This is a genomic window from Yinghuangia aomiensis (genome assembly GCF_039542225.1).
GTDB lineage: Bacteria > Actinomycetota > Actinomycetes > Streptomycetales > Streptomycetaceae > Yinghuangia > Yinghuangia aomiensis.
This window is the reverse complement of the sequence record NZ_BAABHS010000021.1, coordinates 83,303-106,699: the sequence shown is the minus strand read 5'-3', so window position 1 is coordinate 106,699 and position 23,397 is coordinate 83,303. Positions and strand designations below refer to the sequence as shown.

22 protein-coding genes are annotated in these 23,397 nt (G+C 71.6%); 19 read left to right on the top strand and 3 right to left on the bottom strand.

Features of this window, described 5'->3' with window-relative positions; genetic code table 11:
* Positions 1-6 precede the first annotated feature (6 nt).
* From ABEA93_RS27020 to ABEA93_RS27010, 3 genes are all read left to right on the top strand, one after another.
* Positions 7-825, top strand: coding sequence for a hypothetical protein (locus ABEA93_RS27020; RefSeq protein WP_345678392.1), 819 nt, complete (start codon positions 7-9; stop codon positions 823-825).
* A gap of 80 nt (positions 826-905) precedes the next feature.
* Positions 906-1,691, top strand: a complete 786-nt coding sequence (locus ABEA93_RS27015; protein WP_345678391.1) for a hypothetical protein — start codon at positions 906-908, stop codon at positions 1,689-1,691.
* Between the two features lie 363 nt (positions 1,692-2,054).
* Positions 2,055-2,942, top strand: coding sequence for a phenylalanine 4-monooxygenase (locus ABEA93_RS27010; RefSeq protein ID WP_345678390.1), 888 nt, complete (start codon positions 2,055-2,057; stop codon positions 2,940-2,942).
* 105 nt (positions 2,943-3,047) lie between these two features.
* Here ABEA93_RS27010 and ABEA93_RS27005 read toward each other — a convergent pair whose 3' ends face one another.
* Both ABEA93_RS27005 and ABEA93_RS27000 read right to left on the bottom strand, forming a co-directional pair.
* Positions 3,048-3,896 carry a DUF3097 domain-containing protein gene (locus ABEA93_RS27005; RefSeq protein ID WP_345678389.1) on the bottom strand — a complete coding sequence of 283 codons (849 nt, stop codon included), beginning with the start codon at positions 3,894-3,896 and terminating at the stop codon, positions 3,048-3,050.
* A 20-nt stretch (positions 3,897-3,916) separates the two neighbouring features.
* A complete protein-coding gene (locus tag ABEA93_RS27000; RefSeq protein ID WP_345678388.1) occupies positions 3,917-4,594 on the bottom strand; it encodes an MBL fold metallo-hydrolase in 678 nt (225 codons plus the stop codon).
* A 182-nt stretch (positions 4,595-4,776) separates the two neighbouring features.
* Between ABEA93_RS27000 and hrcA the strand changes: the two genes are divergently transcribed.
* The 5 genes from hrcA (at position 4,777) to ABEA93_RS26975 (ending at position 9,269) form a co-directional block, all read left to right on the top strand.
* A complete protein-coding gene (gene hrcA, locus ABEA93_RS26995; protein ID WP_345678387.1) occupies positions 4,777-5,793 on the top strand; it encodes a heat-inducible transcriptional repressor HrcA in 1,017 nt (338 codons plus the stop codon).
* The gene (gene dnaJ, locus ABEA93_RS26990; RefSeq protein ID WP_345678386.1) at positions 5,794-6,921 is read left to right on the top strand and encodes a molecular chaperone DnaJ; all 1,128 of its coding nucleotides are present in this window, start codon (positions 5,794-5,796) and stop codon (positions 6,919-6,921) included. It begins immediately after the preceding gene.
* A gap of 97 nt (positions 6,922-7,018) precedes the next feature.
* The gene (locus tag ABEA93_RS26985) at positions 7,019-8,050 is read left to right on the top strand and encodes a nitronate monooxygenase (RefSeq protein ID WP_425585109.1); all 1,032 of its coding nucleotides are present in this window, start codon (positions 7,019-7,021) and stop codon (positions 8,048-8,050) included.
* 54 nt (positions 8,051-8,104) lie between these two features.
* On the top strand, positions 8,105-8,845 hold the full coding sequence (locus ABEA93_RS26980) for a 16S rRNA (uracil(1498)-N(3))-methyltransferase (protein WP_345678385.1): 741 nt from the start codon (positions 8,105-8,107) through the stop codon (positions 8,843-8,845).
* Positions 8,846-8,906: 61 nt separating this feature from the next.
* Complete coding sequence (locus ABEA93_RS26975) at positions 8,907-9,269, top strand: histidine triad nucleotide-binding protein (RefSeq protein ID WP_345678384.1); 363 nt, start codon at positions 8,907-8,909, stop codon at positions 9,267-9,269.
* A gap of 20 nt (positions 9,270-9,289) precedes the next feature.
* On the opposite strand, the gene ABEA93_RS26970 is transcribed toward ABEA93_RS26975, so the two are convergent.
* The gene (locus ABEA93_RS26970) at positions 9,290-9,610 is read right to left on the bottom strand and encodes a VOC family protein (RefSeq protein WP_345678383.1); all 321 of its coding nucleotides are present in this window, start codon (positions 9,608-9,610) and stop codon (positions 9,290-9,292) included.
* 196 nt (positions 9,611-9,806) lie between these two features.
* Between ABEA93_RS26970 and ABEA93_RS26965 the strand changes: the two genes are divergently transcribed.
* The 11 genes from ABEA93_RS26965 to ABEA93_RS26915 all read left to right on the top strand — a co-directional run bounded on the left by ABEA93_RS26965 (position 9,807) and on the right by ABEA93_RS26915 (position 23,348).
* On the top strand, positions 9,807-10,721 hold the full coding sequence (locus ABEA93_RS26965; protein ID WP_345678382.1) for a ribonuclease Z: 915 nt from the start codon (positions 9,807-9,809) through the stop codon (positions 10,719-10,721).
* Positions 10,722-10,797: 76 nt separating this feature from the next.
* Positions 10,798-11,910 (top strand): M48 family metallopeptidase, encoded by a 1,113-nt coding sequence (locus tag ABEA93_RS26960; RefSeq protein WP_345678381.1) that lies wholly within the window; start codon positions 10,798-10,800, stop codon positions 11,908-11,910.
* Between the two features lie 237 nt (positions 11,911-12,147).
* Entirely contained in the window at positions 12,148-14,238 is a 2,091-nt protein-coding gene (locus ABEA93_RS26955) for a PhoH family protein (RefSeq protein WP_345678445.1), read from the top strand.
* A gap of 5 nt (positions 14,239-14,243) precedes the next feature.
* The gene (ybeY, locus tag ABEA93_RS26950) at positions 14,244-14,723 is read left to right on the top strand and encodes an rRNA maturation RNase YbeY (protein WP_345678380.1); all 480 of its coding nucleotides are present in this window, start codon (positions 14,244-14,246) and stop codon (positions 14,721-14,723) included.
* A 102-nt stretch (positions 14,724-14,825) separates the two neighbouring features.
* Positions 14,826-16,142: a hemolysin family protein gene (locus tag ABEA93_RS26945; RefSeq protein ID WP_345678379.1), complete on the top strand. Its 1,317-nt coding sequence runs from the start codon at positions 14,826-14,828 to the stop codon at positions 16,140-16,142.
* Positions 16,143-16,380: 238 nt separating this feature from the next.
* Complete coding sequence (locus ABEA93_RS26940) at positions 16,381-17,760, top strand: hypothetical protein (RefSeq protein WP_345678378.1); 1,380 nt, start codon at positions 16,381-16,383, stop codon at positions 17,758-17,760.
* 121 nt (positions 17,761-17,881) lie between these two features.
* Positions 17,882-18,223, top strand: coding sequence for a cytidine deaminase (locus tag ABEA93_RS26935; RefSeq protein ID WP_345678377.1), 342 nt, complete (start codon positions 17,882-17,884; stop codon positions 18,221-18,223).
* A gap of 43 nt (positions 18,224-18,266) precedes the next feature.
* Complete coding sequence (gene era / locus ABEA93_RS26930; RefSeq protein WP_345678376.1) at positions 18,267-19,229, top strand: GTPase Era; 963 nt, start codon at positions 18,267-18,269, stop codon at positions 19,227-19,229.
* Positions 19,230-19,684: 455 nt separating this feature from the next.
* Complete coding sequence (gene leuA / locus ABEA93_RS26925) at positions 19,685-21,451, top strand: 2-isopropylmalate synthase (RefSeq protein ID WP_345678375.1); 1,767 nt, start codon at positions 19,685-19,687, stop codon at positions 21,449-21,451.
* A gap of 168 nt (positions 21,452-21,619) precedes the next feature.
* Positions 21,620-22,528 (top strand): TauD/TfdA dioxygenase family protein, encoded by a 909-nt coding sequence (locus ABEA93_RS26920; protein WP_345678374.1) that lies wholly within the window; start codon positions 21,620-21,622, stop codon positions 22,526-22,528.
* A gap of 199 nt (positions 22,529-22,727) precedes the next feature.
* Complete coding sequence (locus ABEA93_RS26915; protein WP_345678373.1) at positions 22,728-23,348, top strand: TerB family tellurite resistance protein; 621 nt, start codon at positions 22,728-22,730, stop codon at positions 23,346-23,348.
* Positions 23,349-23,397: the final 49 nt, after the last annotated feature.

The window sequence follows — 23,397 nt, the reverse complement described above, 5'->3', positions numbered from 1 at the left end:
ACTTCGATGCGTTCCGCACGCGCGCGTTTGGTCGGTGCCGCCTTGGTGCCGCTGCTTCTCGCGGCCACGGCCTGCAAGTTCGGCTCGGACGACAAGAAAGACGACACGAAGGCGGACAACGCGGCGGCCTCGACCACCGCCCCGGCGTCCGCACCCGCCGCCCCGTCCGCCGAGGCACCCTCCGGTGCGGCTTCCGGCAACCCGGGCGGCGACGGCAAGGCGCTCACCGCCGCGCAACTCCAGACCGCCCTGCTCTCCGCGAAGGAACTCCCGTCCGGCTGGAAGACCGCCGCCGGCAAACTCCCCGCCCCCACCGCGCAGACCGTCACCCCCGCGGGCTGCCAGCCGGTCTGGGACCTGGTCTTCGGCGACCCGAAGAAGCAGCCCACCGCCAAGGCGGGCGCCACCCTGACCGGCCCCGGCGGCAGCTACCAGGTCTCCCTGGCCGAATTCGCCCCCGGCGTCGCCGAGAAGCTCTTCGCCGACACCGCCGGCGCGGTCAAGAACGACACCACCACGGACTGCCTCGCCTACAGCGCCAAGAACGCCAAGGGCGACATCACCTCCGTCGAGGGCGGCACCCAGGACGCCCCCAAGCTCGGCGACGCGTCCCTGAAGCTCCTGGTCGCCTACGGCCCCAAGGCGTCCATGGACAACCCCTCCAACGCCAACCCGGCCGGCTACGTCCAGTTCATCCGCGTCGGCACCGCGATAGCCGCCGTCTACGTCGTCAGCGACGTCAACGTCGGCATGTTCCCGAAGGACTTCCCGGACGACCTGGTGAAGACCCAGGTGGACAAGCTGACCGCGGCGAAAAAGGGCTGACCCGCGCCCCGGCGTCGGTGAGCGGTGCGGCATGATCCGGACTCGACCACTTGCCTTGTCCGGCCTTCCCGGGGAGTCTCATGCGCGCCGCTCGCCATGCCGCAACAGCCGCCGCACTGCTGGCGCTTGTGATCGCTTCCGCCGGCTGTTCCGGCGGCGGCAACGCGGCAGGCAGGGCGGCCGGCGAGTCGGCTGACAAACCCGCGCAGGGGCAGCCCGTCGCGCCTGCGGCCGGTGCGCCTTCGCCGGCCGGCTCCGCGCCGGCCGGGGAGCCGTCCACGGCCGCGGCTTCGGCACCTGCGGCGGGCAAGGACATCGACCCGGCGAAGGTCCCCGACTTGCTGGTGGCCAACGCCGACCTTCCTTCCGGCTGGAAGACCGGCTCCGCCGTCTTGACCGACGACACCGGCACGGCGAACCCGGAGAAGTGCCAAGCCGTTGCCGACCTGCTGCAAGGGCGCAGTGCCGCCGTGGAGCCGGTCGCAGCCGTGCGCACCGGGCTGCAAGACGGTTCCGCCAAGGGCTCGCTGCGCGCGATCGGCATCCGCGCTTACACCGACGACGGCGCCGCCAAGCTGATGGCCGACGCCGCGGCCGCCCGCCCCGGCTGCGCGACGTTCCGAGCGGTCGACTCGCAGGGCGAAGAAGCCGAATACCACCTCGCCCCCGGCATCCCGCCGAAACTCGGCGACGAAGGCTTCGCCTCACTGGTCACCACCAAGGCCGGCAGCAAGAGCTACACACTGCCCGCCACCTTCATCCGGGTCGGAAACGTCATCGTGAGCTTCATGGCTTATGAAGGCTCGTTCCCCGACGACGTCATGCGCGCCCAGGTCGCCAAGGTCGTCGCGGCGCGGAAGGCCTGACGCCTTCCGGCCCGGCTCCCCGCGCGTCCGGGCCACCTTTTCCGTGGTGGATCTTGCTTCGGCCGCCCGTGCGGGTATGCGATGGACGCAGTCGAGGCGATCCCTCGCAGATGTGCCGCTGCGCGGGGCCGGCGGGTGCCTTCACGGGTGCCGGCGGGGTCCGGTCCGGGGGCGTTGCCGGAGCCGTCACCCACGGCATACGGGCGCATACTGGACATAGCGGGTCGCGTGGTGATCCCCGCGCGCCCGTGGGCGGCGCCGCTGTGCGGTGGTCCTCACCCGTCGGCCGACGCCCGGTCGCCCGGCGGATACCGGTTCCGTCCGGACCCGATCGGTCCTGTCCGGCCCCGCGAGGAGGCGGCGATGTTCGAGGAAGCGCAGTACCTGGCCCCGGTGACCCGGCGTGCCGACGGCAGCATCGAAGTCGAGCTGTCGCGAAGCCACCCGGGGTTCGCCGACCCGGTGTACCGCGAACGGCGCAACCGGATCGCCGAGCTGGCGCTGCGCCACGTGCCCGGCGAGCCGATCCCCGCCGTGGAGTACACCCCCGAGGAACACGAAGTGTGGCGGATCGTGTCCGCCGAGCTGGCCGTGGCCCACCGCGAGCTGGCCGTCGCCGAGTACCTGCACGGCTGCGAGCGCCTCGCGCTGCCGAAGGACCGCATCCCGCAGCTGGAGGAGGTCAGCGACTGGCTGGAGCCCCTCACCGGCTTCCGCTACCTGCCCGCGGCCGGCCTGGTCGAGCTGCGCGAGTTCTACGGCACGCTCGCCGACTCCCTCTTCCACTCCACGCAGTACATCCGGCACCACAGCGTGCCGCTCTACACCCCCGAGCCGGACGTCGTCCACGAGGTCATCGGCCACGCCAACGCTCTTGCCAGTGACCGGTTCGCCGCGCTGTACCGGCTGGCCGGCGAGGCCGCGCGCAGGGTGGAGACCCGCGAGGCGCTGGAGTTCGTGTCCAAGGTCTTCTGGTTCACGCTGGAGTTCGGTGTGATGGCCGAGGGCGGCGAACTCAAGGCCTACGGCGCGGGCATCCTGTCCTCGTACGGCGAGATCCGCGAGTTCCGCCAGATGGACATCCGCCCGCTCGACCTGGCCGCCATGGGCACCACCACGTACGACATCACCCACTACCAGGACGTGCTGTTCCGCGCCGAATCGATGGCGCATCTCGAAGACGTCGTCGGCGCGTTCTGGGCCACCTGCGACGACGACGCCATCGCGCGCCTGGCGCTCCCGGTGTCCTGAACCGATGTCCTGAACCGGTGTCCAGAGCCGGTGTCCTGAACCGGCGTCCCGAAAGCGCAGAATCCGGCCGCGCTCCGCAGCACAAGAAACGCGGGGCGCGGCCCGTCACTCCTCCGACGGCGCCGTCACGAAGTCGATCAGCTCCTCGACCCGCCCCAGCAGCGCCGGCTCCAAGTCGCGGTACGAGTGCACGTGGGACAGGATCCACCGCCACGTCTCGCCGGTCGACGACGTCCGCCCCAGCGCCGCGTTGATCCCCGTCTTCCAGTCCGTCCCGCGCGGCACCGACGGCCACGCGTCCACGCCCAGCACGGACGGCTTGACCGCCTGCCAGATGTCCACGAACGGGTGCCCCGCCACCAGCACATGCGCGCCGAACGGGCCCGCCGCGACCTCCGCCGCGATCCGGCTCTCCTTCGACCCGGGCACCAGGTGGTCGACCAGCACCCCCAGCCCGCGGCCCGGACCGGGAGCGAACTCGCGTACCACCGCGGGCAGATCGTCGACGCCTTCGAGGAACTCCACGACCACGCCCTCGATCCGCAGGTCGTCGCCCCACACGCGCTCGACCAACTCCGCGTCGTGCTTGCCCTCGACGTAGATCCGGCCCGCCCGCGCCACCCGCGCCTGATGCCCCGCCACCACGATCGACCCCGACGCGGTGTGCGTCTTCCGCCGCGGCGCCGGCTGCCCGGCCCGCGGCCGCACCAGCGTCACCACCGCACCGTCCACCAGGAAGCCCCGCGGCTCCATCGGGAACACCCGCAGCTTCCCGTGCCGGTCCTCCAACGTGACCGTCAGGCCCTCGGGGGTCTTCTCCACCCGCACCACCGCGCCGCAGAACCCGGTCCCGGCCTCCTCGACCACCAGGTCCCGCTCCGCCTCCACCTCGGGAACCGGCTTCGGCTTCTTCCACGGCGGGGTCAGATCCGGCCCGTAACTCCTGCTGCGCATGGCAGCGAACGCTAGCGGGCTCAACCCCCGTCGACGGGGTCGCCGCGCCGCGCCTTCACGTACTCCCATTGGCCCAGTACGAACTCCCGGTCCACCGGCTCGCCGTGCCCCGGCACCACCACCGACTCGGGCAGTTCCAGCAGATGCGCCAACGTGCCCGGCCACTCCGCCGGGAACGAATCCGGGCCGTACGACGGCGGCGCCGACTCCTCCACCAGATCCCCGGCCAGCAGCACCCCCGCCTCCGGCACCCGCACCACCACATCGCAGCCGGTGTGGCCGCGGCCCGGCGCGTAGAGCAGCGCCTCGGCACCGCCGATATCCAGCCGTACTTCACGGCCCGCATCCACCAGATGCGTCGGCGCGACGATCCGCACCGCCGCCATGTCCTCCGCCGGCATACCGAACCGGACCGCGTCCGCCCGGCCCTCCTCGCCCCACCGCGCCAAATACGCGGGCAGGCCCGTGTGACCCCACACGTCCGCGTCCGGAAAACGACGCAGCACCTCCGCATTGCCGTAGCAATGGTCGAAGTGCCCGTGCGTATTCACCACCGCCAACGCGCGCGCCGGCAGCCCGTCCCGCTCCAGCACCGCCGCCAATCCGTCGAGCAGCGCCGCGGTCTCCCGCTCGTACGAGCCGGTGTCGACCAGCACGAACCCCGCACGCCCCGCGACCGCCGCCACATTCAGTGCCAAAGCGGGCACCCGGGCGACATACAAACCCGCCCCGAAAGACCGCCACGACGGGCTTTCGTCATGTTCCGCGTGTACCATCCGTCGACCCTTGCACAGACGGCAGGGTACGGACCCGACGACACCGCCGTACACTGGCACTCCGACAAGAGGAGTGCCAAGGCCAGGCCAGGGAGGTGCGCACGGTGCTGGACGACCGCAAGCTCGACGTGCTGCGCGCCATCGTGCAGGACTACGTCGCCACCCAGGAGCCCGTCGGCTCCAAGGCGCTCGCGGAACGCCACAACCTCGGAGTGTCCCCGGCCACCATCCGCAACGACATGGCCGTGCTCGAAGAAGAGGGCTACATCACCCAGCCCCACACCAGCGCCGGACGCGTCCCCACCGACGCGGGCTACCGGCTCTTCGTCGACCGGCTCGCCGGCATCAAGCCGCTGTCCACGCCGGAACGCCGCGCCATCCAGAGCTTCCTCGACGGTGCCGTCGACCTCGACGACGTCGTGGGGCGCACCGTCCGCCTCCTCGCCCAGCTGACCCACCAGGTCGCCGTCGTGCAGTACCCCTCGCTGACCCGCTCCACCATCCGGCACGTCGAACTGCTCACCCTCGCGCCGACCCGGGTCATGCTCATCCTCATCACCAGCACCGGGCGCATCGAACAACGCGCCATGGACGTGGCGGCACCCATCGGCGAGGACCTCCTCGCCGACCTGCGCGCCCGCATCAACGCCCGCGTCGTCGGCAAACGCTTCGCCGACGTCGCGCTGCTGGTCCAGGACCTCGACGAATCGTTCACCGTCGAAGAACGGCCGATCGTCGGTACCGTCCTGGCCAACCTGCTCGACACTTTGGTGGAACAGCAGGAAGAACGGGTCGTCCTCGCCGGCACCGCCAACCTCACCCGGTTCGGTCCGGATTTCCCGATGACGATCCGCCCGGTCCTCGAAGCCCTGGAGGAGCATGTCGTCCTCCTGCGCCTGCTCGGTGAAGCCACCGAGCCGGCCATGGTGGTGCGGATCGGGCACGAGAACATGCACGAGGGACTGGCCGCCACCTCGGTGGTTTCCGTCGGGTACGGCAGCGGTGACGAGGCGCTCGCCAAACTCGGCGTGCTCGGGCCGACCCGGATGGACTACCCCGGAACGATGGGAGCAGTGCGCGCCGTGGCACGGTACGTCGGACAGATTCTCGCGGAGTCGTAGTTGACCACTGATTACTACGAGGTCCTCGGTGTTCGGCGCGATGCCACGCCCGAGGAAATCAAAAAAGCCTTCCGTCGCCTGGCGCGCGAACTGCATCCGGACGTCAATCCGGACCCCAAGACGCAGGAGCGCTTCAAGGAGATCAACGCCGCCTACGAGGTCCTCTCGGACCCGCAGAAGCGGCAGATGTACGACCTCGGGGGCGACCCCCTCGGGGGCGCGGGCGCCGCGGCCGGCGGCTTCGGCGCCGGCTTCGGGTTCAGCGACATCATGGACGCCTTCTTCGGCCAGGCCAGCCAGCGGGGACCGCGCTCGCGCACCCGCCGCGGCCAGGACGCCATGATCCGCATCGAGGTGCAGCTGGAGGAGGCGGCGTTCGGCACGACCCGGGAGATCCAGGTCGACACGGCGATCACCTGCACCACCTGCAACGGCGAAGGCGCCGCCCCCGGCACCACCGCCCAGACCTGCGACATGTGCCGCGGCCGCGGCGAGGTCAGCCAGGTGACCCGGTCGTTCCTCGGCCAGGTCATGACCTCGCGGCCCTGCCCGCAGTGCCAGGGCTTCGGGACGGTCGTGCCGAACCCGTGCCCCGAGTGCGCCGGCGACGGCCGGGTCAGGGCCCGCCGCACCCTCACCGTCAAGATCCCCGCGGGCGTCGACGCCGGCACCCGCATCCAGCTCGCCGGCGAAGGCGAGGTCGGCCCCGGCGGCGGCCCCGCGGGCGACCTGTACGTGGAGATCGCCGAGGTCCCGCACCCGACGTTCCAGCGCCGCGGCGACGACCTGCACTGCACCGTCACGATCCCGATGACGGCCGCGGCGCTCGGCACCAAGGTCCCCCTGGAGACCCTGGACGGCATGACCGAGATCGACATCCGCCCCGGCACCCAGTCCGGCCAGTCGATCCCGCTGCACGGCCGCGGCGTCACCCACCTCCGCGGCGGCGGCCGCGGCGACCTGATCGTGCACGTCGAGGTCCAGACGCCCTCGAAGCTCGACCCGGAGCAGGAGGAACTCCTGCGGCGCCTGGCCAAGCTGCGCGGCGAGGAACGCCCGCAGGGGCAGTTCTCGCCGGGGCAGCAGGGGCTGTTCTCGCGGCTGAAGGACGCGTTCAACGGGCGCTGACACGCGGTAGTCGGATTCGGATGCCGTCGCCCCGCGCCCCGGAGTTTCGGGGCGCGGGGCGCGGTGGTTCCCGGGCGCCGCGACGTAGGGTCGGTCCGTGACCGTGTCCTGGCCCCTGCCCCTCGTCCAAGCCCCCATGGCGGGCGGCGCCTCCGGCCCCGAGCTGGCCGCGGCGGTGAGCGACGCCGGAGGCCTCGGCTTCCTGGCCGCCGGCTACCAGACCGCCGCCGCCACCGCCGCCGACATCACCGCCCTGCGCGGGCGCACCGACCGGCCTTTCGGCGTCAACCTCTTCGTCCCGGGCGAGACCTCCGAGGCCGTCGTCACCGACGAACTCCCCGCCTACCGCACGCGCCTGGCGGCCGACGCCGACCGCTACGGCGTCGCCCTCGGCGACGTGCCCGCGCACGGCATCGACGACGACTGGAACGCCAAGGTGGCGCTGCTCCTCGACGACCCCGTCCCCGTCGTCTCGTTCACCTTCGGCTGCCCCGCCCCGGACCTCCTCGCCGCCTTCCGCGACCGCGGCACGCTGACCGCCGTCACCGTCACCGCGCCGTACGAAGCCGGCCTCGCCGCCGCGGCCGGCGCCGACCTGCTCGTCGTCCAAGGCACCGAAGCCGGCGCCCACCAGGGCCGTTGGGACAACACCGGGCCGATCGGCGAGCCGTACGGCCTCCTCACCCTCCTCGCGCTCGTCCGCGAACTCACCGGACTGCCGCTGATCGCCACCGGCGGCCTGATGACCGGCGCGCAAGTCCGCGCCGTCCTCGCCGCGGGCGCGGTCGCCGCGCAACTCGGCACGGCGTTCCTCCGCTGCCCCGAGTCCGGCGCGCCCGCCGCGCACAAGGCGGCCCTCGCCGACCCGCGGTTCGGCGAGACCCGGCTGACCCGGGCGTTCTCCGGACGCCCGGCGCGCGGTCTCGTCAACGCGTTCGTCGAGGCGCACAGCGCCGAAGCGCCCGCCGCATACCCGGAAGTCCACTACGCGACCGCACCGATTCGCCGCGCCGCGGCCGCCGCCGACGACCCCGCCGCGATGGCCCTGTGGGCCGGCCAGGGCTGGCGGCTCGCGCGCGCCGAACCCGCGGCGGACGTGGTGGCGCGGGTGACGGCAGACTTGGGCTGAGTCTTCGGAAGTCCTCCGAAGCCTTCCGAGAACCTTGCAGAAAGAGCCCCCACCGTGAGCGCACCCGTTTTCCTCACCGGCGACCCCGCCCTGCGCACCGCGCGCCGGGTCGTCCTCGACGGAGCCGAGGGACGGCATGCGGTCACCGTCCGGCGGATCGCCGTCGGCGAGGAGGTCGTGCTGACCGACGGGCAGGGCCTGTCGGTGCGCGGCACGGTCGCGGTGGTCGAGGGCAAGGACACGCTGTACGTCGACGTCGCGGAGCGCGCCGAAGAGCCGCCGCCGACGCCGCGGATCGTCGTCGTGCAGGCGCTGCCGAAGGGCGACCGCGGGGAGCTGGCGGTCGAGACGATGACCGAGGTCGGCGTCGACGTGATCGTGCCGTGGGCCGCGTCGCGCTGCATCACGCAGTGGAAGGGCGGGCGGGGGGCGAAGTCGCTGGCGAAGTGGCGGGCCACGGCGCGGGAGGCGGGCAAGCAGGCCCGCCGCGTGCATCTGCCGGACGTGACCGAGCTGATGACGACCCGTCAGGTGACGGGGCTGCTGGGCGGGGCCGCGTTCGCGGGCGTCCTGCACGAGGAGGCGGCGGAGCCGCTGGCCACGGCGGAGTTGCCGGGCGACGGCGATCTCGTGCTGGTCGTCGGACCCGAAGGCGGCGTCTCGCCGGAGGAGATCACCGCGTTCACGACCGCCGGGGCGGCGCCCTACCGGCTGGGGCCGACGGTGCTGCGGACGTCCACCGCGGGCGTATCGGCCGCATCGGTCCTGCTGGCCCGCTGCGGCCGCTGGTCCTGACCGGCCCGCGCGGCGCCAGCCGATAGCATCGCGCCGAACCTGCACTCACTAGGAGGCACGCATGGCGGCTGGGGAACCCCAGGCGGACTGCCTGTTCTGCAAGATCGTGGCCGGTGACGTGCCCGCCACGGTCGTGCACGAGACCAAGGACGTCGTCGCGTTCCGCGACATCAACCCGCAGGCGCCGACCCACATCCTGGTGATCCCGCGCGCCCACTACCCCAACGCGGGCGACCTCGGCGCCAACGCACCCGACCTGGCCGGCACGCTCCTCGCCGAGGCCGCGTCGGTGGCGGCGGCGGAGGACATCGCGGACAGCGGCTACCGGATAGTGTTCAACACCGGCGCCGGCGCGGGCCAGACGGTGTTCCACGTGCATGCGCACCTGCTGGGCGGGCGCGGGCTGAGCTGGCCGCCCGGGTAAGCCCGAACGACCGGGGCCGGTCACGGCGGTGGCGGTGCGGGACGCGCCGCCACCGAGACCTCCACGATCCGGCCGTCCGGGTCCGTCACCTGGAACCGCTCGCCGGCCGCCCGCCCTTCCGCCGCGGACACGGTGAAGCCGAGCCGGAGCGCCCCGGTCTCGCCCCGCGCACCGGCCGGGTACAACTCCACGACCAGCCCGCCGTCCAGCACGGCCGCGTAGTGCACCGGTCCGCGCCCGTGCTGCTCGCGCACGAACTCCAGCCCGAGCGCCGCGTAGAACTCCCGGCATTCGTCCACCCGCGCGCTGTAGAGCACCAGCAACGCCATCCGCCCCGTCACGCGGCGCACCCTACATCCCGAAGTCTGCCGCGCGGTCGTCCCGCCCGCGGCACCTCGCCCACAGCCTGTGGACAACAGCTCCCGCAGGCCAACACGTCACCCACAGCCGCCCTCAACCGCCTTCGGTTGACCGGCCATCTCCTGGCACGCCCCTCCCCGCAAGCCTTCCGCCCCCGCATCGTCGAAAATAGACCCCATGTCCCCACGCGAACTCCTCGTCCTGGGCACCGCGAGCCAAGCCCCCACGCGGCACCGGAACCACAACGGCTATCTGCTGCGCTGGGACGGCGAAGGGCTGCTGTTCGATCCGGGGGAGGGCACCCAGCGGCAGATGGTCCACGCCGGGGCGGCCGCGACCGACATCACCCGGATCTGCGTCACGCACTTCCACGGCGACCACTGCCTCGGCCTGCCCGGCGTCGTGCAGCGGCTCAGCCTCGACCGCGTGCGGCACGAGGTCACCGCGTACTACCCGGCGAGCGGCCAGGCCTATTTCGACCGCCTGCACCACGCCAGCGTGTTCCACGAGACCGCCGTCCTGCGCGAGCACCCCGTCGCCGGCGACACCGCGACCGTGCCACTCGACGCCTTCACGCTCACCGCGAGCCGCCTCTCCCACCCGGTCGAGTCGTACGGCTACCGCCTCGCCGAACCCGACGGCCGCCGCATGCTCCCCGAGCGCCTCGCCGAATACGGCGTCACCGGCCCTGCCGTCGGCCGCCTCCAACGCGAAGGCTCCGTCGACATCGACGGCAAGCTCGTCGTCCTCGACGAGGTCAGCGAAGTCCGCCGCGGCCAGAGCTTCGCGTTCGTCATGGACACCCGGCTCTGCGACGCCGTCTTCGAACTCGCCGACGGCACCGACATGCTCGTCTGCGAGTCCACCTTCCTGCACGAGGACGAGGCCCTCGCCGAAGCCCACGGCCACCTCACCGCCCGCCAAGCCGGCGCCGTGGCCCGCGAGGCCCGTGCCCGCCTGCTCGTCCTCACCCACTTCTCGCAGCGCTACACCGACCCCCACGCGTTCGTCGACGACGCCCGCAAGGAATTCGACGGCCCCATCCACGTCGCCGCCGACCTCGACCGCATCCCCGTCCCGAAACGCCGCTGACCGGCCCCCTTCCCCAGCCGTCGCATCCACCCCACACTTGGCTCCGCGGACGCCCGGGTCCGAGGAACGAGGGGGCATGAACGCCGTACTGCGCGCGAGTCTCGCGTTCGTCCTGCTCGCAGTGCTCTACCTCGCACTCGTCGGTGCCGCCGCCGCGGTGGCGTACGCCGGCTCCCGCATGGTGCTCGCGGGCGGCGCCTGGGCATGGGGCGGCGGCGCCGTCTTCGCCTTCCTGACCGCCCTCGGCATCGCCGTCCTGGTGCGCTTCGCCCGCCCGACGTTCTACGCCCGGCCGACGAGCCTGCGCGTCACCCGCGCCGAACAGCCCGAGCTGTGGAAGCTCGTCGAGGAAGCCGCCGAGGCCCTCCGCACCCGAGCGCCCGACGACGTGCGCCTGCTCCCCGACGCCAACGCCGCCGCCCACGAAGACACCCGGTTCTTCGGCCTCGCGTCCGGCCGCCGCACGCTGTACGTCGGCACGCCGCTGCTCCTCGCCCTCACCCGCGGGCACCTCCTCGCCGTCCTCGTCCACGAAATGGGCCACTACGCGGGCGGCCACACCCGCCTTGGCACCCTGACCACCCGCTGGCGCACCGCCATGACCCGCCGCTTCGAAGGGCGCCGCGCCACCGCCCGCCTGTGGGTGCCTCTCGACGCGTACGCGAAGCTCACCCTCCGCCTCACCCTGGCGTTCGACCGCCGCCAGGAATACGAAGCCGACGCGGCCGCCGCCCGCGCCGTCGGCAAGCACGAGACGATCGCCGCGCTCGGCGAGGTCCAGGCCGTCGCCGCCGTGTGGGACACCTTCCTCGAGCGGCTGCGCGCCGCACTCGACATCGGCCACGCCCCCAAGGACGTCTACGCCGGCTTCACCCGGCTCCTCGCCGAGCCCGGCACCCGGGCCATGCTCGACACCTTGCGGGCCACGCCGCCCGAGCCCGTCCGCGGCCCGTACGACAGCCACCCCCCGCTCGCCGACCGCCTGGCCGCCCTCGCCCTCCTGCCCGACACCGGCGCGACGCCGCCCGCGGCCGACACCCCCGCACGCGACCTCCTCGCCGACCCCGCGGCCACCCTGCGCGCCGGCCAGGAGGCCTTGCTCGCGGGCCACCGCGACGACAAACCGCGCCTCGACTGGGACGTCCTCGACCGCGTCGTCGCCCGCGCCGGGACCGCGGCTCCCGCGTGATCACCGGCCCGAAAACCTCAAGAGCGTGTCAAGGGCGAAGGGATACCATTGCCAAAAGGAAAACCCGTATCCCGAGTCCCGGAAAGTAGGCGTGATCAGGCCGTAAGGCCGCCCATGGCTTCCACACGACACGCTCGCGGCGATGCCGGCAACGCCGCCGAAAACGCCGCCACGACCCCGCAGGCCGCCGAGGCCACGCAGGCTCAGGCCAAGATCGTGATCCCGGCGAAGCATCCGATGGTCGCGCTGCTCGGCTCGGGAGACTCCTTCCTCCGCGTGATCGAGGACGCGTTCCCGACCGTCGACATCCACGTCCGAGGCAACGAGGTCACCACCACCGGCCCCGACGAGGACGTCGAACTGGTCAAGCGCCTCCTCGACGAGATGATGCTCGTGCTGCGCACCGGCCAGCCGCTCACCGCGGAAGCCGTCGAGCGCTCGATCGCGATGCTCCGCTCCGGTGCCGACACCGCGCCCGCCGAGGTCCTCACCCTCAGCATCCTGTCGAACCGCGGCCGCACGATCCGTCCCAAGTCGCTCAACCAGAAGCGCTACGTGGACGCGATCGACCGCCGCACCATCGTCTTCGGCATCGGCCCGGCCGGCACCGGCAAGACGTACCTCGCGATGGCCAAGGCCGTCCAGGCGCTGCAGATGAAGCAGGTCAACCGCATCATCCTCACGCGTCCCGCCGTCGAGGCCGGCGAACGCCTCGGCTTCCTCCCCGGCACCCTGTACGAAAAGATCGACCCGTACCTGCGGCCGCTCTACGACGCCCTGCACGACATGATCGACCCCGACTCGATCCCGCGCCTGATGGCCGCGGGCACGATCGAGGTCGCACCCCTGGCCTACATGCGCGGCCGCGCGCAGCCCACGTTCACCAAGGTTCTGACGCCCGAAGGTTTCCGTCCGATCGGCGACCTCGAAGTCGGTGACCTGGTCATCGGATCCAACGGCGAGCCCACGCCGGTGCTCGGCGTCTACCCGCAGGGCGAGAAGGACATCTACCGGGTCACCGCCCAGGACGGCTCCTGGACGCTGGCCTGCGGCGAGCACCTGTGGACGGTCCGCACCGCATCCGACCGCCGCCGCAACAAGCCGTGGCGTGTCCTGGAAACCAAGGACATGATCGGCAACCTGCGGGCAGGGCATGCCCGCCGCTACGAGCTGCCGATGCTGACTGCCCCGGTCTGCCTTCCCGAGCGTGACGTCCCGATGGACCCCTACGCCCTGGGCTTGCTGCTCGGCGACGGCTGCCTTACCGGCTCCACCACCCCGTCGTTCGCTACGGCCGACCCGGAACTCGCGGAGGCGTTGGATGCCGCGCTGCCCGGGGTTCAGCTGCGGCACCGCGGCGGCGTGGACTACGTCCTCAACCGGGTCAAGGCTCCCGGCGACGTCGTGACGCTGGCCAACCCGGTCACGGAGGTCATGCGCGGGCTGGAACTGCTCGGCGCGCGCTCGCATTCGAAGTTCGTGCCCGACGTGTACCTGCAGAACTCGGCCGACGTGCGGCTGGCCGTTCTGCAGGGCCTGCTCGACTCCGACGGCGGTCCGGTCGTGCAGGAGGGCCGTACCTGCCGGATCCAGTTCACGACGACGTCGATCATGCTCCGGGACGACGTGGTCGGACTGGTGCAGTCGCTGGGCGGTGTCGCCTATACACGTCGGCGCCGGGCGATCGGCCGCAAGCCCGGCCTGGCCAAGGGCCGCCCGGTTCCGTACCGGTACGACGCGCACATCGTCGACATCCGTGTGCCCGAAGGCATCGAGCCCTTCCGCCTGACGCGGAAGAGCGACGCCTACCACGCCGCCGGGGGCGGCGGCCGTCCGATGCGCTTCATCGACAGCATCGAACCGGCCGGCCGCGAGGAGGCGGTCTGCATCCAGGTGGCGGCCGAGGACTCGCTGTACGTCACCCAGGACTACCTGCTCACGCACAACACCCTCAACGACGCGTTCATCATCCTCGACGAAGCCCAGAACACCTCCGCCGAGCAGATGAAGATGTTCCTCACCCGCCTCGGCTTCGGGTCGAAGATCGTCGTCACCGGTGACGTGACGCAGGTCGACCTCCCGAACGGGACGGAGAGCGGGCTGCGCGTCGTGCGGCGGATCCTGGACGGGGTCGAGGACATCGAGTTCTGCCAGCTGAGCAGCCAGGACGTCGTCCGCCACCAGCTCGTCGGCCGGATCGTGGACGCCTACGGGCGCTACGACGCCGAGCGCGACGCCCGGGACGTGCCGCGTTCGCGCGGGCGTCGCGGTCAGATCCACAGCACCACCGGCAACGGCAACGGCAACGCAGAACGGGATGTGAACTGACGGCCATGTCCATCGACATCGCCAACGAGTCCGGCTACGGGCTGGACGAGCACCGCATCGTGGACGTGGCACGGTTCACGCTCGACCGGATGCGGATCCATCCGCTGGCCGAGCTGTCCGTCGTCATCGTCGACGAGGCGGCCATGGAGCAGCTGCACATCCAGTGGATGGACCTGCCCGGCCCCACCGACGTCATGTCCTTCCCGATGGACGAGCTGCGTCCCGGGAAGGACAACGAGGACCCGCCGCAGGGCCTCCTCGGCGACGTCGTGCTGTGCCCCGAGGTCGCGGCCCGGCAGGCGAAGACCGCCGGGCATTCGACCGACGAGGAGCTGCAACTGCTCACCGTGCACGGTGTGCTGCACCTGCTCGGCTACGACCACGCGGAACCGGACGAAGAGCGCGAGATGTTCGGCCTGCAGGCCGAGATCCTGCGCGCCTGGCGGGAGCGCGGCGCGGCCGGCCCGGCCGGGGCGGACGGATGAGCCGCGCCGATTCGCCGGGTCCGCATAGCCGCGCCCTCGCCGCGGCCGCCGTACCGGTGACCGCATCCGGCACGGCAACGGCGGTCGCCGACGGGGGCAGCGGTGTCCTCTGACGAGGTCTTCCGGTTCGTCGTCGGCGCGGTGGTGCTGACGGTCGTGGCCGGGCTGTTCGCGTGCCTGGAAGCCGCTCTCGCGCGGCTTTCCCGGCCGCGGGTCGAGGAACTGGTCCGCAACGGTCGCCGCGGCGCCGGGCGGCTGCTGACCGTCGTGCAGGATCCGGCGCGGTACGTCAATCTGGCGCTGCTGGTCCGGGTCGCCTGCGAAGTGTCGGCGAGCGTGCTGATCACCGTGGTGTTCCTGGACGGCTTCGACGCGACGTGGCAGGCGGTCCTCGCGTCGATCGGCGTGATGGTGCTGGTGTCCTACGTCGTGGTCGGTGTCTCGCCGCGTACGGTCGGCCGCCAGCATCCGATCTCGGTCGGTATCGCGGGCGCGCCGGTGCTGATCGTGCTGGCCCGGATCCTGGGGCCGATTCCGCCGCTGCTGATCCTGCTCGGCAACGCGGTGACGCCCGGCAAGGGCTACCGGGAAGGCCCGTTCGCGTCCGAGACGGAGCTGCGGGCACTCGTCGACCTGGCCGAGAAGGAGTCGCTGATCGAGGACGAGGAGCGCAAGCTGCTCCACTCGGTCCTCGAACTCGGCGACACCATCGTCCGCGAAGTGATGGTGCCGCGCCCGGACATGGTGTTCATCGAGCGCCACAAGACGGTCAGCCAGGCGCTGCGTCTGGCACTGCGCAGCGGCTACAGCCGAATCCCGGTGATCGGTGAGAACGAGGACGACGTCGTCGGCATCGTCTACCTCAAGGACTTGGCCGAGCATGCCGCGGGCCAGGACGACCGGTGGAACACCGAGCCGGTGTCGAGCGTGATGCGGCAGGCGACGTTCGTGCCGGACAGCAAGCCCGCCGACGACCTGCTGCGCGAGATGCAGGCGAGCCGCACGCACATGGTGCTGGTCGTGGACGAGTACGGCGGCACCGCCGGGCTGGTGACCATCGAGGACATCCTGGAGGAGATCGTCGGGGAGATCACCGACGAGTACGACCGGGCGACGAACCCGGTGGAGGACCTGGGCGACGGCCGGTTCCGGGTTACCGCGCGGCTGCCCGTGGACGAGCTGGGCGACCTGTTCGGTTTCGAACTGGACGACGAGGATGTGGAGACGGTCGCGGGCCTGCTCGCCAAGCAGCTCGGCCGGGTGCCGATTCCGGGGGCGACCGTGGAGGTGGAGGGCCTGCGCCTGACCGCCGACCGGCCGTCGGGGCGCCGGAACCAGATCGGCACCATCGTGGTCGAGCGGGCCCCGGAGGGGGAGCACGGGCGGAGCGGCGACAGCGGGGCGCACGCGGAGCACTGAGCGCCCGTACGGGGGAGCGGGCCACGCCGTGGTCACGGCCGTACGTGCCTTGTCCCCGGATTGTGCCGTCCGCGTAACAGGGGTCGGTTTCCGGTAATCGGGCCCCTAAAGTCGTGCCCACATCAACGGCACCGCCGCAGCGCGCCTGGCACCAGGGGGGTTACGGGCAGCGCATCCGCGGCGGCGGGCCGCTTCATCACGCACACCGCTAACTGGGGGGTTCACGGTGCGTACCCGTATGCCGCGACGCGCGGCGATCAAGGCCGTCGTTCCGCTGACCGCAATCGCGCTGGTCGGTTTGACGGCTTGTCAGAAGTCCGCCGACGACGCGAAGAGCACGCCGTCGGCGTCCGTCTCGGCGGACGCCGGAAAGAACGACGTGAACGCGACTCCGCCGACCGACGACCAGCTGAGCGCCGTCCTCCTGGACGGCAAGGACATTCCGGCCGGGTTCAACGGCGGCAAGGTCAAGAACGACCGGTCCGACACGTCGGGCGAGACCGCCGCGCCGGCCGAGTGCGGGGTGCTGGCGGGCATCGGCAGCCCCGACCCCGTGGGCCACGCCGAGCGCTCGTACGCCACCGGCGGCAACGACCCGGAGTCCGACGACTCGATCCGGGTCAGCATGTCCAGCGCGCCGCGCGACCAGCTCAAGAAGCAGCTCGACGACGCGGTCAAGGCGCTCAAGACCTGCACGGTCTACACCGTGTCGCAGGGCGCCGACGCCATCACCTTCACGGTCTCCGACGTCAAGAACGCCCCGTACGGCAAGGACAGCCTGAGCTACCGGGTGACGGTCGCCGACGCGTCGCAGCGGGCCATGGGCACCGCGGTCAACACCCTGGTCCTGAAGGGTGCCACCGGCCTCGCCGTGACGTCCTTCGCGTCGCCCGGCAAGGGCGACCCGGCGGACGGCGCCGCGTTCGTGAAGGCGCAGAGCGCCAAGCTCGACGCGATGCCGAAGGGCACCGGCGGTTCGTCGGTCAAGCCGAAGACGCCGACGGCGAAGCCGTCGTCGTCCTCGGCGTCGGGGAACAAGAACCAGCCGTCGACGGACGCGCTCACCGCGGCGCTGCTGACCAAGCAGGAGATCGAGGCCGACTACTCGGCGGACGGGGCGCCGTCGACGGAGCGGCCGACCGACTCCGGGGCGGTGGTCTCCGACCCGAAGTGCGCGCGCATCACCGACGATTCCGTGGGGCGTTCGTCCACCGGGTACGTCGACCAGACCTACGAGAAGGCGCCCGCCGCGGGCGGCACGTCGACCGAGGCCGTGATCATCTCGTTGGCGAGCCAGTCGCACCCGTTCCTCAAGCAGGAATTCGACGGCTACGTGACGGCGCTCAAGGCGTGCGCGTCGTTCTCCGAGACCAAGATCGACGGCTCGGTGGACCAGTACACGATCACGGATGTGACCGTCGGCAACTACGGCACCGACTCGGTGTCCTACCGAGTGCGGGACGACAGCAAGGACGGCCGCGCGTACGTGTTCATCGTGGTGTCCGTCCAGGGCACCGTGTTCACGCAGATGGCGTCGGTGTCCGGCACGGGCCCGGCGGTCGAGCCGACCAACATGTTCACCGGCCAGCTCGACAAGGTCGCCGCGCTGACCCGATGACCCGCTGACACACGGCACGCACCCGACCGCCCCGGGCGTACGGAACTCCCGTACCCCCGGGGCGGTACTGTGCCCGGGACGCACCGACGAAGCACCCGGCAGGAAGCAGGAATCAGGCACCATGGCCGACATCGCCCCCGAGGACGCCAAGATCGTCACGCTGGCCCGGTCCACCCGCGCCCGCAACCGGACGGCCGAGGGCGCAGCCGTCCGCGACGAGACCGGCCGCACGTACGTCGCGTCGACCGTCGACCTGCCGTCCCTGAAGCTCTCCGCGCTGCAGACCGCGGTCGCGATGGCGGTCGCGGGAGGCGCGCGCGGACTGGAGGCCGCGGCGATCGTCGGCGAGGCCGCGGAGGTCGCCGACACCGACCTGGCGGCGGTCCGCGACCTGGGCGGCGCGGGCACCCCGGTGCTGCTCGCCGGGGCCGACGGCACCGTTTCGGCCACCACCCCGGCCTGACCGGCGGACCTGCGGGTCCGAGCGGGTTCCGGACTAGGGGAGAATGAAACCCATGAGTGATCGCACCACCTCCGCCGGCGCCGTCGACGTGCCTGTCCACCGCAGCGGCTTCGCCTGCTTCGTCGGCCGCCCCAACGCGGGCAAGTCCACGCTTACGAACGCGCTGGTCGGCACGAAGGTCGCGATCACCTCGGGCCGTCCGCAGACCACCCGGCACACGGTGCGCGGCATCGTGCACCGTCCCGACGCGCAGCTCGTCCTGGTGGACACACCCGGCCTGCACAAGCCGCGCACGCTGCTCGGCCAGCGCCTCAACGACCTGGTCCGCAGCACGTGGGCCGAGGTCGACATCATCGGGTTCTGCCTGCCCGCGGACCAGAAGGTCGGCCCGGGCGACCGGTTCATCGCGAGCGAGCTGGCCGAGATCCGCAAGACGCCCAAGGTCGCGATCGTCACCAAGACCGACCTCGTGGACAAGAAGACGCTCGCCGAGCAGCTGATCGCCGTGCAGAAGATGGCGCAGGACCTCGGCTTCGAGTGGGCCGAGATCATCCCGGTGTCGGCGGTGTCCGGCGCGCAGGTGGGCCTGGTCGCCGACCTGCTGGCCGACCTGCTGCCCGAGGGTCCGCCGCTCTATCCGGACGGCGAACTCACCGACGAGCCCGAGCAGATCATGGCCGCCGAGCTGATCCGCGAGGCCGCCCTGGAAGGCGTCCGCGACGAACTCCCGCACTCGTTGGCCGTCGTCATCGAAGAGATGATCCCGCGCGAGGACCGGCCCGCGGAGAAGCCGCTGCTGGACATCCACGCGTACCTGTACGTCGAGCGGCCGAGCCAGAAGGCCATCGTCATCGGGGCGAAGGGCTCGCGGCTCAAGGACGTCGGCACGCGTGCCCGCAAGCAGATCGAAGCGCTGCTCGGCACGCCGGTGTACCTGGATCTGCACGTGAAGGTGGCCAAGGACTGGCAGCGCGACCCCAAGCAGCTGCGCCGTCTGGGCTTCTGACCTGCGGGAATTCGCCGAGGGAGGGTGCGGGCACGGAAAGGCGCCGCCCTCCGGGGGGAGGTGAGGGCGGCGCCCGTGTCTCTCCGCCCGTCCATTCTGACCCGGATGCGTGTAAAGGGCACGTGAACGAGCGTGAACGTGGCGCGTGCCACACTCCGCACCGGGCGTGGGATGTGACTCCCGTCCGGGGACTCGGGTAAGGTGCTGGGCATCATGCGTCAGTGGCAGCTTCTTCTTAGCCGCCGCGGCGAGGGCTCGCCCCGCTAGACCGCCAGGGCCGGCCTCCCTCGCCGCGGGGTTGAGGCATTGCCTGATTCGGTTGTACGCGCCGGCCAATTTGCGAGTCCGCTTCGCGAGTCATTCCGCGAACCCGTCCGCAGAGCCCATCCAGAGCACGCCGACAAGCCGACGCGTTGCGAGCCGCAGCGCCGACCACTCCTCGAGGAGCCTGCCGCATGTCCGCCATCCGCCGCGCCACCCCCGTCACCGCCGCCACGGTCGCCCAGCAGCCGTCCGGGATGCCGATCCACAAGTACACGCCGTTCCGCGGCGTCGAGCTGCCCGACCGCACCTGGCCCTCGAAGACCATCACGACGGCGCCGCGCTGGCTGTCCACCGACCTGCGTGACGGCAACCAGGCCCTGATCGACCCGATGAGTCCGGCCCGCAAGCGCACCATGTTCGACCTGCTGGTACGCATGGGCTACAAGGAGATCGAGGTCGGCTTCCCGGCCGCTTCGCAGACCGACTTCGACTTCATCCGCAGCATCATCGAAGACGGCGCCGTCCCCGAGGACGTCACCATCTCGGTGCTGACCCAGGCCCGCGAGGAACTGATCGAGCGGACCGTCGAGTCGCTGGTCGGCGCGAGCCGCGCGACCGTCCACCTGTACAACGCGACCGCGCCGATCTTCCGCCGTGTGGTCTTCAACGTCGACCGCGACCAGTGCAAGGCCATCGCCGTCGACGGCACCGCGCACGTCATGCGGTTCGCCGAGAAGCACCTGGGCGACGAGACGGTCTTCGGCTACGAGTACTCGCCGGAGATCTTCATCGACACCGAGATGGACTTCGCGCTGGAGGTCTGCGAGGCCGTCATGGACGTCTGGCAGCCCGAGGCCGGCCGCGAGATCATCCTGAACCTGCCGGCCACCGTCGAGCGCGCCACCCCGAACGTCTACGCCGACCAGATCGAGTGGATGAGCCGGAACCTGACGCGCCGCGAGCACGTCGCGGTGTCCGTGCACCCGCACAACGACCGCGGCGCGGGCGTCGCAGCCGCCGAACTGGCCGTCATGGCGGGCGCGGACCGCGTCGAAGGCTGCCTGTTCGGGCACGGCGAGCGCACCGGCAACGTCGACCTGGTGACGCTGGGCATGAACCTGTTCAGCCAGGGCATCGACCCGATGATCGACTTCTCCGAGATCGACGAGATCCGCCGCACCGTCGAGTACTGCACCCAGCTGCCGGTCCACCCGCGCCACCCCTACGCGGGCGACCTGGTCTACACCGCCTTCTCCGGCTCCCACCAGGACGCCATCAAGAAGGGCTTCGAGATGCTGGAGAAGGACGCCGCCGAAGCCGGCAAGGCGCGCGACGAAATGCCGTGGGGCGTCCCGTACCTGCCGATCGACCCGATGGACGTGGGCCGCACCTACGAGGCCGTCATCCGGGTCAACAGCCAGTCCGGCAAGGGCGGCGTCGCGTACGTGATGAAGTCCGACCACAAGATGGACCTGCCGCGCCGCCTGCAGATCGAGTTCTCCCGGATCATCCAGGGCAAGACCGATGCCGAGGGCGGCGAGGTCACCCCGGCGGCGATCTGGGCCGCGTTCCAGGACGAGTACCTGCCGACGCCGGACGCTCCGTGGGGCCGCCTGGCGCTGCGCACCCACCAGACCGCGTCGGTGGGCGAGGACAAGGACTCGCTGACCGTCGAGATGGTCGTCGACGGCGCCGCGGCCACGCTGGACGGCATCGGCAACGGCCCGATCGACGCGTTCGTCCGCGCCCTGGGCGGCATCGGCTTCGACGTGCGGGTGCTGGACTACACCGAGCACGCGATGAGCGGCGGCGAGGACGCGCGCGCGGTCGCGTACGTCGAGTGCGCCGTCGACGGCAAGGTCCTGTGGGGCGTCGGCGTCGACGAGAACATCGTGCGGGCCTCCCTGAAGGCCGTGGTCAGCGCGGTGAACCGGGCGGCGCGCGGCAGCGAGGGCTGATCTTCCCGCGAACACGGCACGCCGGCGGCCCCGAGGACTTCCTCGGGGCCGCCGGCGTTTCCGGGTTGCCGCCGAAAACTACGTGCCCCTTCCCTCTTTAAGTCACGTGTCTTAACCTCTCGCCATGCGCCCCCGTTCCGGCGCATCCCCTTCTCGGGAGGTCCCCGTATGACCACCATCCGCAACCGCGTCGCCGAGCGCCGCACCGCACTCGGCACGCGCGTCCTGCACCGCCTGCCCGCGGGCGAAGTCACCGCCCCCTACGAGCTGTTCGAGCTGCGGCCCTGCGGACCGCTGATCGGCGCCGAGATCCACGGCGTCGACCTGCGCGAACCTGTCGGCCCCGAACTCTTCGCCGAACTCGACCGCGCGCTGCTGGAATGGAAAGTGCTGTTCTTCCGCGACCAGCCCATCACCTCCGCGCAGCACCGCGCGTTCGCTCAGCTGTGGGGCGAGTTGGAGGTCCACCCGTTCCTCGCCCAGGGCGACGTGCCGGAGGTCGTGCGGTTCGCCAAGGACGCCTCGATGGTCGGCGTCGAGAACATCTGGCACACCGATGTCACGTGGCGCGCGGAGCCCGCGCTGGGCTCGGTGCTGCGCGCGGTCGAGGTGCCCGAGTTCGGCGGGGACACGCTGTGGTCCGACTTGGCCGCGGCGTACGACAACCTGCCCGCGGACGTGCGGGAGCGCATCGACGGGCTCACCGCCGTCCACGACTTCGCGTTCTCCTTCGGGATGTCCATGGACGCCGAGCGGTTCGCCGCGATGCGGGCCGAATTCCCGGCCGTGGAGCACCCGGTCGTGCGCACCCACCCGGTGACCGGGCGCAAGACGCTGTTCGTCAACGAGATCTTCACCGAGCACATCGTCGGACTGCCGGACGACGAGAGCGAAGAGCTGCTGGCGTACCTGTTCAAGCAGGCGAGCTACCCCGAGTACCAGGTGCGGTTCCGGTGGGCGGCGGACTCGGTCGCGATCTGGGACAACCGTGCCACGGCGCACTACGCGGCCAACGACTACCACCCGGACATCCGCGTCATGGAACGCGCGGCGATCCTCGGCGACCGCCCGTTCTGACCCGGGGCGGCCGTGCTCGGCCCCGCCGCGGCCCCGCCCGACCCCGCCCGGTTCCCTGCTCTTCCGGGCGGGGCCGCGGCGGCACCCACGAAGTAGGTAGCTCTATGTGCCTACTTGATGACGCGTGGTGAAAACTGTGCCACCATCGAACGCGGAAGCGCGTTGGCGCGTCGCGGCCGAGGTGCAGGGGAGCCACGCCATGGTGGTCATCGTGGGGGTCCGGCAAATCCGGACGGTGCTCGACGACGGCGAGTTCTTCTGCCCGGAATGCGGTGGTGACCGCAGATACCAATACGGCGTCGGCAGACGGTGGTTCATGCTCGCGGGGCTGCCGATGTTCCCCGTGTCGAAAGCCCTCGGCAGCGTCAAGTGCGCGGTGTGCCGGATCGACTTCGCCCGCGCGGTCCTGGTCGTCCCCACCGCGCGGCGCCTCACCGGACTGCTGCGCGAGGCCACCCGCTCCCTCGCCGCCGCCGCCCTGGTCGCGGGCGGCGAGTCGTCCCCGGCGGCCCGCGCCGCCGCCGTCGCGGCCGTCCGCGACACCGGCCTCGGCGCCTACACCGACACCGTCCTCGACGCGGACCTGCGCGCCTACGACCCCGACGACGACCCCGACGACTCCCTGGACGCCCTCGCCGACCACCTCGCCCCCGAGGGATGCGCCCGCCTCGTCGCCGTCGCCGCCCGCATCGCCGTCGCCGACGGCCCCTACCGCACCCTCGAACTCGACATGCTCCTCACCGCGGGCAACCGCCTGGGCCTCACCCGCCCGGAAATCGACCGCGTCCTGGACGAGGCCGCGGGCCACATGCCGCTGTAGGACGGGGGGAGGGGGGTGGTGGGGCCCGGGCAGCCGATGTCACGGCTTC